The sequence below is a fragment of the Limimaricola litoreus genome (assembly GCF_024159025.1).
Lineage (GTDB): Bacteria > Pseudomonadota > Alphaproteobacteria > Rhodobacterales > Rhodobacteraceae > Limimaricola > Limimaricola litoreus.
In genome coordinates this window covers 1-12,518 of the sequence record NZ_JAMYXC010000142.1, presented here as the reverse complement: position 1 = coordinate 12,518, position 12,518 = coordinate 1, and the positions used below count along the sequence as shown (strand labels likewise).

Sequence of the window (12,518 nt, the reverse complement as noted above, 5' to 3'; positions counted from 1 at the left end):
CAGGCGTCGCAGCGCAGGCCGGGCTCCGCCTCGCCCGGCAGGGGCCGCGCGCAAAGATCGCACAGCGCGCCGCCTAGGAACGGCGTCTCGCGCCAGCAGGCGCCGCAAAGCGCGTGATCCGCCTCGGTCATATCGCCGCAGCCCATGCAGGCCGGGGGGTAGATCGCCTTCAGGACGCTTTGCATTCCCATCCCCGCCCCCTATCTCGGGCGCATGTCACCGACCCGAGACCCGGCCCAGCGCCCCGCCCTGTTCGACCGTCCCGCCATCGAGCGCCACCGCGCCCGCGCCGCCCGCGCGCCGGCATTGTTCCTGCAAGAGGCGGTGGCCGACGACATCGAGGATAGGCTCGCGGAAGTTAACCGCACCTTTACCGATGTGGCGGTGGTCACGCCCTGGCCCGATCTCTGGGCCCGCCGCCTGCCAAGGGCGCGGATCATCCCCGACGCCGAAACCCTCGACCTCGCCCCCGGCGCGCAGGATCTGGTGATCCATGCCATGGCGCTGCACTGGGCCGAGGACCCGATCGGCCAGCTGATCCAATGCGCCCGCGCGCTGCGGCCCGACGGGCTCTTGATCGCGACGCTTCTGGGCGGCGAGACACTGGCCGATCTACGGGCGGCGCTGACCGCCGCCGAGACCGCCGTCACCGGCGGGTTGTCGCCGCGCGTCGCCCCGATGGGCGAGATCCGCGATCTCGGCGCGCTCCTGCAACGCGCCGGGCTGGCGCTGCCCGTGGCCGATGGCACGCCCTATGACGTCAGCTACGAAACCCCGTTCCACCTGATGCGCGACCTGCGCGCCATGGGAGAGACCAACGCCATGGCCGGGCGGCTGCGCCGTCCGACCCGGCGCATGGTGCTGGCCGAGGCGGCGCGGCTCTATGGCGAGACCAACACCCGCGCGGATGGCCGCATCGGTGCGCGGTTCGAGGTGATCACCCTCACCGGCTGGGGCCCTTCGGCCAATCAGCCGCAGCCCCTGCGCCGCGGTTCGGCCACGCACAGCCTCGAGGAGGCGCTGCGCCGCGCCCGCGACGAAAGCGCCGATTGACCTCGCCCCGCCGCGCCCCCGACCCTGCCGCGACGATGCGCCCGGTTGGCCGGGCGCGCATTCCCGCTACTTCGCTTCGATAGAACGCCAGCCGAACGCCAGCCCCGAGGACCCACGATGCTCGACGCGACCCGCCCGACCCATGCCCCCGCCGATCACCCGGCCCTGCCGACATCGCGCGTGGGCATCCTCGTCGCCAATCTCGGCACGCCCGACGGCACCGATTACCGCTCGATGCGGCGCTACCTGTCGGAGTTCCTCTCCGATCGCCGGGTCGTCGACACCAACCCGCTGATCTGGCAGCCGATCCTGCAGGGCATCATCCTGTCGAAACGGCCGCAGAAATCCGGCGCGGCCTACCGCTCGATCTGGAACGAGGAGATGAACGAGAGCCCGCTGCGCACGATCACCCGCCAGCAGACCGACGCGCTGCGCGCCCGGTTCGAAGCGGAATACGGCGATGGCGTGCAGGTCGAGTTCTGCATGCGCTACGGCAACCCCTCGACGAAGTCCGTGGTCCGCAAGATGGTCGAGAACGGCTGCCGCAAGATCCTGTTCTTCCCGCTCTACCCGCATTACGCGGGCGCCACCTCGGCCACCGCCAACGACGCCTTCTTCAAGGCTCTCTCCAAGGAGAAATGGCAGCCCACGGCGCGGATCGTGGACCCTTATTTCGACCGGCCCGACTATATCGAGGCGCTGGCCAACTCGGTGCGCCGCGCGCATCCCACGCCCGAAAGCCGCCCCGAGGTGCTGGTCTGCTCCTACCACGGCCTGCCCAAGCGCTACCTGCTCGAAGGCGACCCCTATCACTGCCAGTGCCAGAAGACGACGCGGCTGTTGCGCGAGGCGCTGGGCTGGGAGGAGACGCGGGTGGTCAACACCTTCCAGTCGGTGTTCGGCCGCGAGGAGTGGCTCAAGCCCTACACCGTCGAGGAGGTCGCCCGGCTGGCCAAGGAGGAGGGCGTGCGCAACATCTCGGTCTGCGCCCCGGCCTTCTCCGCCGATTGCATCGAGACGCTTGAGGAGATCAACGAGGAGATCCGCGAAAGCTTCGAACACGCGGGCGGCGAGACCTTCACCTACATCCCCTGCCTCAACGATCATGCCGAACATATCGACATGCTGGAGCGGGTGATCCGCGAGAATCTCTCGGGCTGGATCTGACACGACAAGGGGGCCTCGCGGCCCCCTTTCCTCTTTCCGAGGCCAAGCGATCTCAGATCAGCATGACCTGCGTGCCGATGGTCGAGAGCGCGAACAGCTCGGCGATGTGCTCGTTGTAGAGCCCGATGCAGCCATTCGAGGAGCGCCGCCCGATCTTGCGCGTGTCATGGGTGCCGTGGATGCGGTAATACTGCCAGGTGAGCCACATCGCATGGGTGCCGAGCGGGCTGTCGGGCCCGGCGGGGATGTATTCGGGCCAGTCGGGATTGCGCTCGCGCATCGAGGGCGTGGGCCGCCAGTCGGGGCCTTCGACCTTCTTGATGATCTCGGTCCGGCCCAGCCGGGTCAGGTCCGGGGTCAGCGGCACCGAGCTGGGATAGAGACGGTAGATGCTCTCGTCGGCGCTCCAGAAATGCACCGCGCGGCTTTGCGTGTCGGCGAGGATCGCGCCATTGCGCAGATCCGCGAAATAGGGCCGCCAGTCGAGCGCGCGGAAGCTCGACAGGTTGCGGCTCACGGTGCCGGAAAGGTCGCTCTCGACCTCGGTGGAGCCGGACAGCGCCAGGGCCGGGCTGGCAAGCGCCGCCGCGCCGAGCGCTGCGGTGGCGGCGATAAAGCCGCGACGGGTGGGGGCCTTGGGGTCGTGACCCATGCGAATCTCCGGCAAAGGGGGTGACGTCACCCGGCTTGCGTAAGCCGCGCCCGCCTTTCGCGCAATCGGTCCCGTACATGTCCGGGCCGGGCTGGGCGGCGCGGCGCCGATCCCGTTTGCCCTGCGGCGCTGCTGCGGCTAATCAGGCGCACGTTCTGGTTTCCACAGGTGACGCATGCAGCGACGCGAGCTGATTCTCGGCCTTCTTCTCACCGGCCTTTCGGCCTGCGCGGCCCCCTCGGGCCGGATCGGCCCCGACGGGCTGCCGCTGCCGCAGGTCTACCGCATCAAGCCCGAGGACGAGGCGCAGATCCCGTTCCGGATGCTCGACGGGGTCAATACGCTGCGCCGGGCGCGCGGGCTCTCCGCGCTCACGCTCGACGCGCAGCTCAACGCCGCCGCCGCGACCCATTCGCGCGACATGAGCGTGCAGAACCGGCCCTGGCATTTCGGCTCGGACGGCTCCTCGCCGGTCGACCGGCTGCGCCGGGTCGGCTTTTCGGGGCGGCTCGTGGGTGAGACGATCTCGGAGACCTACGAGACCGAGCTCGAAACGCTGGCCGCCTGGATGGAGGAGCCCGCCACGCGCGACGTCATCCTCGATCCCACCGCGACCCGCATGGGGCTGGCCTGGTTCCAGGAACCGGCGGGCAAGATCTGGTGGACCATGGTGCTCGGCGCCTGATCCGAAAGATCGGGGACGAACGGGAAAGGGGCGCCGCGGCGCCCCTTTTTCATGCTCGCGACCCCGAGGCGGCTGCGGCTCAGGCCTTGACGAAGACCGGGGTGTAATCGCCTACCATCGAATAGATCTCCTCGACCTCGTGGTTCATCACGGCGATGCAGCCCGCGGTCCAGTCCTTCTTGCCGATGACATCCTCGGGCGTGCCGTGGATGAAGATCTCGCCACCGGGGCTGCGCCCGTGGGCGGCGGCAAAGGCCCGGTCCCGCGTGTTGGGATAGGAGATGCCGACCGAGAGGTGATAGGCGCTTTCGGGGTTGCGGCGGTCGATGATGTAGGTGCCCTCGGGCGTCTTGCCATCGCCCTCGAACTGCTTGTGGCCGACCGGCGTGAAACCGAGCTGGAAGGGATAGCTCTTGAGCGCGGTGTTGTCGTGCATCAGGTAGAGCCTGCGCCGCTCCTTGAAGGCCATGATCGAGGTGACCTGCGGCCCGTTGTAGCTCAGCACCCGGCGGCCCGAACAGGCCGCCAGAAGCGCCGGCGCGGCGAGGAGGAACTTGCGTCTGTCGATGGTCATGCTGCCCACTGTCCCGGTCTGAAGCCGTTTGGGCGAATCTAGCGGATTCGCAAATTCGCGCCTAGGGGGAAGCCTCGCGCAACATGGTTAGCGTCTGATGAATCGTGTCGCCAACTCCACATGCGGCGACCAGCGGAATTGGTCGACCACGGTGACGGGGCCCATCTCGAACCCCTTGTCCACAAGGGTCTTCGTATCTCGGGCAAAGCTCGCGGGGCTGCAGGAGACCATTGCGATCACGGGGATGTGAGATGCAGCCAGCGCTGCCACCTGCGCCTGCGCGCCCGCGCGGGGCGGGTCGATCACGGCGGCATCGAATCGCGCCAGTTCGTCGGGCAGCAGCGGCCGGCGGAACAGGTCGCGCGTCTCGGTGGTGACCCGCTTGAGCCCCGGCGCGCCGCGCCAGCCGCGATCGAGCGCCGCGAGCATCGCCGCCTCGCCCTCGACGGCATGGATCTCGGCCCGCTCCGCTAGGGGCAGCGAAAACGTGCCGCAACCGGCGAAGAGATCGACGATCCGACCCGCGCCCTCCACCGCCTCGGTCACGCAGTCCAGCAACGCCGCCTCGCCATGCGCCGTGGCCTGCAGGAAGGCGCCGGGCGGCGGCACGACGCGGGCGCGGCCCATACGCTGCACGGGGGGCTCCAGCTCGGCCAGGATCTCCTCGGCCCAGACGAGGCGCGCGAGCCCCGCCTCGCGCGCGATCCCGGGCAGGGTGAGGCGCAGCTCTTCGGTCAGCGGCTTGTCGGTGTCGATGTGCAGGTCGGGGCCCGCCTCGCTGTCGGTCACGGTCAGCCCGGCCTCGCCCTTGCGGGTGGCGGCGAGCATGGCGATCCGCTCGAGCGCCGGGATCAGCGCGGTGAGTTGCGGCAGCAGCAGACGGCAGCCGGGCACCTCGATCACCGTGTCGGAGGCGCGGGCGTGAAACCCGACCAGCGCGCCCTTCTTGGTGCGCCGCCCCGCCAGCCGGGCCCGCCTGCGGCTGTCGGCGGGCGAGGTGAGGACGCGGGCGATCTCGCCCTCCAGACCCTGGGCGCGCAGCGCGCTGCGCACGATCTCCGCCTTCCAGCCTTCGACGAAGCCGTCGGAGGCATGCTGCATCGCGCAGCCGCCGCAGGCCTTGAAGTGGCGGCAGGGCGGCGAGACGCGCTCGGGCGAGGGCGTCACGATCCGCGCGCCATCCGCCGCAAGCGTCACCACCTCGCCCGGCAGCACGCGCGGCACCAGCGTGCCATCGGCCGTGCGGCCCATGCCGTGATGGGTCACGGACACGATGCTCACCTCGCCTTCGGGCGCGGGATCGGGCTGCGGGATCTTCGGCGGCAGGGTCTCGGTCATGGCGTCATCCTCAGGCTCTATTCCGCGGCCTCCTGCCCCAGAAAGCCGCCCGATTGCCGGGCCCAGTAGCGGGCATAGACCCCATCGCGCGCCAGCAACGCCTCATGCGTGCCCTCTTCGACGATGCGGCCGCCCTCCATGACCACGATCCGGTCCATGCGCGCAATGGTCGAAAGCCGGTGCGCGATGGCGATGACGGTCTTTCCGACCATCGCCTGCTCCAGCGCGGTCTGGATCTGCGCCTCGACCTCGGAATCGAGCGCCGAGGTCGCCTCGTCGAGCACGAGGATCGGTGCGTCCTTGAGCATGGCGCGGGCGATGGCGATGCGTTGGCGCTGCCCGCCCGAAAGCTTCACGCCCCGCTCGCCCAGATGCGCATCATAGCCCTTTCGCCCCCTCGCATCCGCCAGATCGCGGATGAAGCCATGCGCCTCGGCCCGCCGCGCCGCGCGTTCGACCGTCTCCTGGCTGGCGTCGGGGTAGCCGTAGCGGATGTTGTCGCGGGCGGAGCGATTGAACATCGCCGTGTCCTGTGTGACCATGCCGATCTGGCGGCGCAGGCTTTCCTGCGTCACGTCCGAGATGTCCTGCCCGTCGATCTCGATTTGCCCCTGTTCCACGTCGTAGAGCCGCAAAAGCGCCGCCACGAGGGTCGATTTGCCCGCGCCCGAGGCGCCGACAATGCCGATCTTTTCGCCCGGGGCGATGTCGAGGTCGATGCCGCGCAGACCCCCTGCGCCACCGCCATAGGTGAAGCGGACACCGTCGAAGCGCACCCGCCCCTCGCGAACCTGGAGCGCGCGCGCGCCCTCGCGGTCGGTCAGCCCATGGGCAGGCGACAGGGTGTGGATCGCATCCTCGACCTCGCCGAGGTTGGAGTACATCCCCATGAGCGTGAAGCTGACCCAGCCGGTCATCTGCGCCAGCCTGAGCGAAATGGCGCCCGCGGCGGCGATGTCGCCGGCACTGGCGCCGCCCCGGGTCCAGAACAGCAGCGTCGCGCCGGTGACGATCACCGGCAGCACGCCCGCCAGCGCCATCAGCCAGAACCGGAACCCCGCCGAGACGGCGCCGAAGCCCAGCGCCCGCTCGCGGTATTCATGCATCGCGCCCAGCGCCGCGTTGTCCTCATGCTCGGAATGGCCGAAGAGCTTCACCGTCTTGATGTTGGTGATCGTGTCGACGACCTGCCCCGTCACCATGGCACGCGCCGAGGCGCGGGCGGTGGAGCTGGCGCGGATCTTCGGCATGTAGAGCCGGATCAGCGCGACATAGCCCAGAAGCCAGAGCGTCAGCAGCCCTGCCGTCAGCCCGTCGATGGTCAGCAGGAGCAGCGCCGAGCCGATGAGCGAGGCCAGCGCGAAGAACACCGTCTGGATCGTGTCGACGGTGAGCTCGGTCGTCGCGCGCGCGGCCTGCATCTGCTTTTGCGCGATGCGGCCCGCGAAGTCGTTGTCGAAGAAGCTGACCGCCTGGCCCAGCGTGTGTCGGTGCAGCCGCGACAGCACCAGCGTGTAGATCGAGGGCGAGAGCACCACGCTCTGCATCAGCCCCGACAGCCCCATGACGATCGGACGCAAGAGGATGAAGAAGGCCGCGACGCCGAGCAAGAGCCCCGTATTGCCGGAAAAGAAGCCGCCCGGCTCGGAGGCCAGCGCCGTGTCGATCACCCGGCCGAGGATCAGCGCCGAGAGCACCTCGAGCACGCCCGCCGCCATGGAGATCGCGGCGCCGAGGCCGGTGACGGCGAAGCTGCCCGAGAGCGCCCAGCGCAGGAACTGCCACAACGTACCAGGGGGCGGGCCGTTCGCGGGGCAAAACGGCGCGATCAGGCGCGAGACATCGATCATTCGGCGGCCTCCGTGGCGGATTTGGTGTCATCCATGCCGAGAAAGCCGCCCGACTGGCGCGTCCAGAACCGGGCGTAGATGCCGCCCTGCTCCAGCAGCGCCTCATGCGTGCCGTCCTCGACGATGCGCCCCTCCTCCATCACCAGCACCCGGTCCATCCGGGCGATGGTCGAGAGACGGTGCGCGATGGCGATGACGGTCTTGCCCTCCATCATCTCGTGCAGGGTCGATTGGATCGCGGCCTCCACCTCGCTGTCGAGCGCCGAGGTCGCCTCGTCGAGCACGAGGATCGGCGCGTCCTTGAGGATCACCCGCGCGAGCGCGATGCGTTGCCGCTGTCCGCCAGACAGCTTCACGCCGCGTTCGCCCACCTGCGCGTCGTAGCCCGCGCGCCCCTCGCCATCGACGAGATCGAGGATGAACTCATGCGCCTCGGCTTGCTTTGCGGCGGCGATCATCTCGGTCTCGCTGGCCTCGGGCCGGCCATAGAGGATGTTCTCGCGCACCGAGCGGTGCAGAAGCGCGCTGTCCTGCTGCACCATGCCGATCGCCTGTCGCAGGCTGTCCTGGCTGACGCGGGCGATGTCCTGCCCGTCGATCTCGATCCGGCCCTTCTCGGGGTCGTAGAAGCGCAAGAGCAGCTTCACGAGGGTCGATTTGCCCGCGCCCGAGGCGCCGACGAGCCCGACCTTCTGCCCCGCCGGGATGGTAAGGTCGAGCGGGCCGACGCCGCCCGCATCGCGGCCGTAGCGGTGGTTGAGACCCGTCAGCGCGATCTCGCCGCGCGTGACATCGAGATGCCCGGCCTGCGCATCGTCGGTGAGGGTGATCGGCTGGGCGATGGTGCGCATGCCCTCGGCGATGACGCCGAGGTTCTGGAAGAAGTTGGTCACCGCCCACATGATCCAGCCGGTCATCGCGTTGAGCCGCAGGCACAGCGCCGTGGCCGCCGCCACGACGCCGACGCTTGCGGCCCCGCTGATCCAGAGCCATAGGCCCCAGCCCACCACGCCGACGATCAGGAGCCCGTTGAGCACCGACAGCGCCACGTCCATGATGGTGAAGAGCCGCATCTCGCGCTGGAAGGTCGAGCGTGCCTGCTCGATCACCTCGCGCGCGCCTTCGATCTCCCGGTCATGATGGGCGAACATCTTGACCGAATGGATGTTGGTATAAGTGTCGACGACGCGGCCCGTCACGGCGCTGCGCGCATTCGACGAGGCCTCGGAGGCCGGGCCGATCCGCTTCACGGTCCAGCGCATCAGCGCGGCATAGAGCGCGAACCAGATCACCAGAGGCAGGAGCAGCAGCGGGTCCGCCTCGCCCAGCAGCACGGCGGCGCCGACGACATAGGCCAGCGCGAAGGTGATCGCATCGAAGATCTGGAACACCACCTCGCCCGCGGCGGGGGGCGTCTGCATGATCCGGTTGGCGATGCGCCCGGCGAAGTCGTTCTCGAACCAGCCGACCGACTGGCGCAGCACGTGGCGATGCGCGCGCCAGCGCACGGTGGTGCCGAAATTGGGCAGGATCGCATTGTTGAGAAGCAGCACGTGCAGGGCCTGGAAGGCGGGCCGCAGGATCAGGATGAAGGCGGCGACGAGCAGCAGTTCGATCCCGTGCCGCGCCAGCACGGTGTCGGGCGTGGCACGGCCCAAGAGGTCCACAAGGCGGCCCATGTAGGCGATGAGCCAGATCTCGACCACGGCGACGACGACCGACAGGAGGCCGGTGATCCAGAAGATCCGCGCGAAGGGCCGCGCGTACTCCTTCAGGAACGGCCAGAGCCGGGAGGGCGGACGATCGGTCTGCTCGTATTCCCCATAGGGGTCGACGAGGTTTTCGAAGAAACGGAACATGGGATGTCTCGAATGCGTGACACCAGCATATAAACCGGATCGCCGCGAAGGAAACGTGCGAACGGCGCCAGGCCGCCTATGAGCCGCCTATGAAAGAAGCGCGTCCCGGTCGAGCGCAAAGCCCGAGGCGATCCAGCGCGCCTCGATCTCGCGCAGTTTCTCGCCCAGCGCCGGGCCGGTATGCTCCGGCATCAGATCCGCCGCCTTCAAGGGCAGCTTGGCCTGCGCCCCGGCTTCAGCGGTTTCCCGTGAAACAGCGTCGATCTCGCGCCCCGAAAGCGCGGCATTGAGCGCCAGCACATCGAGCGCGCGCGCCGCCCCGAGCCGGTAGCCCAGCTCGCCCGGCCCCCAGCCCGCCTCCATCGCATCGCGCAGGCTTTGCAGCGCCGTTTCCTGCGCCCGGCTGAGCCGCAGGCAGGGGCCGACATCCTCGCCGCCCACCAGCGCGAGGCGGCGGATCGGGTCGGGGTCGAGGCCCGCCTCCTCCTCGACATGCACCAGCACCGACAGGGGATCGGAGGCACCGCCGGGCAGCACCCGCATCAGCACGCCCGACATCGCCATGGAGGCCACGGCAGGCGCGGGGTCGGGGGCGGCCATCAGCCTGAGCATCTCCGCGCCGATCCGCTCGCGCGACAGCCCCTCGATCCCCTCGGCCAGCTCGGCGCAGGCGGCCAGGCCATCGGCGTCGATGCCGCCCTCGGTTTCGCCATACCAGGCGAAGAAGCGGAAAAAGCGCAGGATGCGCAGGTAATCCTCGCGGATGCGTTCATGCGGATCGCCGATGAAGCGCAGGTGCCGCGCCGACAGATCAGCCAGGCCGCTGCCGAGCGGATCGGCCACCTGCCCGCGCGCATCGGCGTAAAGCGCGTTCATCGTGAAATCGCGCCGCGCCGCATCCTCGGCGATCTCGTCCGAATAGGCCACGGTGGCGCGGCGTCCGTCGGTCTCCACGTCGCGGCGAAAGGTGGTGACCTCGATCGGCACGCCATGGGCGACGACAGTGATCGTGCCATGGTCGATGCCCGTGGGCACGGGCTTGAGCCCCGCCTCGCGCGCCAGCGCCATCACCCGCTCGGGATGCGCGTCTGTGGTCAGGTCGAGGTCCGAGACCGGCGCGCCCAAGAGCGCGTTGCGCACGCAGCCGCCGACGAACCAGGCCTGGTGCCCCGCCGCCTCCAGCATGCCCGTCACGGCCCGCGCCGACGCGGTGTTCAGCCAGTCCGCCTCGATCCGCTCGCTCATCCATTCATCCTCTCGGCCAGGCTGCGCAGCATGCGCGCGGTGGCGCCCCAGATGTAATAGGGCCCCCATGGCACCACATAGTAGTGCCGCCTGCGCCCCTGCCAACGTCGGCCTTCGATGCGAAACCGCGCGGGGTCGGTCACATGGGCGAGCGGCACCGAGAAGACCTCGGCCACCTCGCCCGCCTCGGGAATGGGATCGAAGGCCCCGCGCAAAAGCCCCACCACCGGCGTCACCGAGAACCCCGTCACCGTCTCGTGCGGCGGCAGGCTGCCCAGCACCTCGACCCGGTCGGGCGGCAGGCCGATCTCCTCATGCGCCTCGCGCAGCGCGGCCCCGACGGGGCCGCCATCCACCGGCTCGACCTTGCCGCCCGGAAAGGCGATCTGGCCGGGGTGATGGCGCAGCTTCGCCGAACGCTTGGTCAGCAAGAGCCGCGGCGCGCCGTCCCCGAGGTGAACGGCGGCGAGCACGCCCGCCTGCCGCAGGGCGCGCCCCTCGGGCACGGGCAGGCGCGGGTCGATGTCGCAATCCGACGAGGCATCGCCCCGCCACGCCAGCGCCCGCGCCAGCCGGGCCTCTATGCCGGCCTCAGCCCCGTCCACCGGCGGCCTTGCCCCCGGCTTCGGTCTCGCCCTTGGCGTCCGGCCCCTCCGTCGCCTCGAAGCCAAGCGTGTTGGGCGCGAACTCGTAATGCGCGCCGCAGAACTGGCAATCGGCGGTGACGATGCCCTCCTCGGTCGTCATGTGCGCGATGTCCTTGGCCGAGTAGATCGACAGGCTCTGGCGCACCTTGGCTTCCGAGCAGGTGCAGCCGAACTGCACCGGCTGCGCGTCGAAGACACGCGGTTCCTCCTCGTGGAACAGCCGCACCAGAAGATCAGTGGGTGCCACGCTCGGCCCGATCAGCTCAAGCTGATCGACCGTGTCGAGCAGCACGTTGGCGCGGGTCCAGTTCTCGCCCTCGTCCTCGTCGAGGATGTCGCGCGCCTCCAAGAGCCCGTCCTCGCCCGAGCCGCCCTCCGGATTGGCCAGCGGCGAGGCTTTCGGCATCTTCTGCAGCATGACGCCGCCCGCGCGCCAGCTCTCGCCCCGGCCCGGCTCGGTCGATTTGCCGAAGCTGAGCGAGAACCGGGTCGGCAGCTGCTCGGACTGCGCGAAATAGGTCTCGGCGCAGGCGGCGAGCGAATCCCCCGTGATCGGCGTGATCCCCTGGTAGGGCTGGTTGCCCTGCCCCTGGTCGATCAGGATCGCGAAATAGCCCTTGCCGATGAGCGCATAGGGATCGGCGCTCTCGTCGAGGCGGGTCTCGTCGAAGCTGGCCCAGGCGCGGATGCGCGCGGGCGCGCCGTCCTCGGTGGGGGCGTAGTAATCGGTGGCGATCAGCCGGGCCGGCCCGTCGCCGCGCACCTGCAGCGACAGCTTCCAGCGCAGCTTCACGGTCTGGCCGATCAGTGCCGTCAGAAGCGTCATCTCGGCCACCAGCGCCTCGATCTGGGCGGGGTAGTCATGCTGTTCGAGAACCCGGTCGAGCACGCCGTCGAGACGCGCGACCCGGCCGCGGATGTCGGACTGGTCGAGCTGGAAGGGCAGGACGGTGTCGTCCCAGGCAATGCGGGCGCCGAGGCTCATGGGGTTTCCTTGCGTGTCGGGGATGGGCATACCGCGACCATATAGGAAGCTTGCCCGGAGACAAAAAGGGATGATCCCGCGCTATGGCGAACAGGTAAGGCGCGGTCGGCGCTACAGGCATCGCGCCGGGGTCTACGCGATCCTCGAACGCGATGGCGCATGGCTGCTGACCTGCAAGGAGGACGACCCGACCGACATCCAGCTTCCGGGGGGCGGCATCGACCCGGGCGAAAGCCCGATCCAGGCGCTGCACCGCGAGGTGTTCGAGGAGACCGGCTGGCGCATTGGCGCCGCGCGCCGGCTCGGAGCCTTCCGCCGCTTCGTCTGGATGGCCGATTACGGCTATTGGGGCGAAAAGCTGTGTCATATCTATACCGCGCGGCCCGTCCGCCCGCATGGCCCGCCGACCGAGCCGGGGCACCGCGCGCTGTGGATGCCCGCCCGCGAGGCCGCGCCGCTCTTG

At 69.5% G+C, this 12,518-nt stretch carries 13 protein-coding genes; 4 read left to right on the top strand and 9 right to left on the bottom strand.

Features of this window, described 5'->3' with window-relative positions; all coding sequences use genetic code 11:
- Positions 1 to 185 (bottom strand): double zinc ribbon domain-containing protein (locus NHG85_RS09750; protein WP_253331903.1); only part of this gene is annotated, 185 nt, incomplete at its 3' end.
- Between the two features lie 28 nt (positions 186 to 213).
- Here NHG85_RS09750 and NHG85_RS09745 point away from each other — a divergent pair.
- Both NHG85_RS09745 and hemH read left to right on the top strand, forming a co-directional pair.
- Positions 214 to 1,053 (top strand): methyltransferase domain-containing protein, encoded by an 840-nt coding sequence (locus NHG85_RS09745; RefSeq protein WP_253331901.1) that lies wholly within the window; start codon positions 214 to 216, stop codon positions 1,051 to 1,053.
- Between the two features lie 117 nt (positions 1,054 to 1,170).
- On the top strand, positions 1,171 to 2,220 hold the full coding sequence (gene hemH / locus NHG85_RS09740; RefSeq protein ID WP_253331899.1) for a ferrochelatase: 1,050 nt from the start codon (positions 1,171 to 1,173) through the stop codon (positions 2,218 to 2,220).
- A gap of 52 nt (positions 2,221 to 2,272) precedes the next feature.
- On the opposite strand, the gene NHG85_RS09735 is transcribed toward hemH, so the two are convergent.
- Positions 2,273 to 2,872, bottom strand: a complete 600-nt coding sequence (locus tag NHG85_RS09735; RefSeq protein WP_253331897.1) for a L,D-transpeptidase — start codon at positions 2,870 to 2,872, stop codon at positions 2,273 to 2,275.
- 175 nt (positions 2,873 to 3,047) lie between these two features.
- On the opposite strand from NHG85_RS09735, the gene dalA reads away from it, so the two are divergent.
- Positions 3,048 to 3,557 (top strand): divisome-associated lipoprotein DalA, encoded by a 510-nt coding sequence (gene dalA, locus NHG85_RS09730; protein WP_253331895.1) that lies wholly within the window; start codon positions 3,048 to 3,050, stop codon positions 3,555 to 3,557.
- A 79-nt stretch (positions 3,558 to 3,636) separates the two neighbouring features.
- Here the strand turns inward: dalA and NHG85_RS09725 are convergent, their stop codons facing one another.
- From NHG85_RS09725 to hslO, 7 genes are all read right to left on the bottom strand, one after another.
- A complete protein-coding gene (locus tag NHG85_RS09725) occupies positions 3,637 to 4,131 on the bottom strand; it encodes a L,D-transpeptidase family protein (protein ID WP_253331893.1) in 495 nt (164 codons plus the stop codon).
- An 87-nt stretch (positions 4,132 to 4,218) separates the two neighbouring features.
- On the bottom strand, positions 4,219 to 5,469 hold the full coding sequence (locus NHG85_RS09720) for a class I SAM-dependent RNA methyltransferase (RefSeq protein WP_253331891.1): 1,251 nt from the start codon (positions 5,467 to 5,469) through the stop codon (positions 4,219 to 4,221).
- Between the two features lie 17 nt (positions 5,470 to 5,486).
- Complete coding sequence (locus NHG85_RS09715) at positions 5,487 to 7,319, bottom strand: ABC transporter ATP-binding protein (RefSeq protein WP_253331889.1); 1,833 nt, start codon at positions 7,317 to 7,319, stop codon at positions 5,487 to 5,489.
- Positions 7,316 to 9,178, bottom strand: a complete 1,863-nt coding sequence (locus NHG85_RS09710) for an ABC transporter ATP-binding protein (protein ID WP_253331887.1) — start codon at positions 9,176 to 9,178, stop codon at positions 7,316 to 7,318. Before NHG85_RS09710 ends, NHG85_RS09715 begins: the two co-directional genes overlap by 4 nt.
- A gap of 87 nt (positions 9,179 to 9,265) precedes the next feature.
- Positions 9,266 to 10,423, bottom strand: coding sequence for a CCA tRNA nucleotidyltransferase (locus NHG85_RS09705; protein WP_253331885.1), 1,158 nt, complete (start codon positions 10,421 to 10,423; stop codon positions 9,266 to 9,268).
- Entirely contained in the window at positions 10,420 to 11,028 is a 609-nt protein-coding gene (locus NHG85_RS09700; protein WP_253331883.1) for a CoA pyrophosphatase, read from the bottom strand. Before NHG85_RS09700 ends, NHG85_RS09705 begins: the two co-directional genes overlap by 4 nt.
- Positions 11,015 to 12,055, bottom strand: coding sequence for an Hsp33 family molecular chaperone HslO (gene hslO / locus NHG85_RS09695; RefSeq protein ID WP_253331880.1), 1,041 nt, complete (start codon positions 12,053 to 12,055; stop codon positions 11,015 to 11,017). The genes NHG85_RS09700 and hslO overlap by 14 nt, the downstream gene beginning before the upstream one ends.
- A gap of 70 nt (positions 12,056 to 12,125) precedes the next feature.
- Here hslO and NHG85_RS09690 point away from each other — a divergent pair.
- Positions 12,126 to 12,518, top strand: a 393-nt coding sequence (locus NHG85_RS09690; protein WP_253331878.1) for an NUDIX domain-containing protein, incomplete at its 3' end; no start/stop codon positions are given.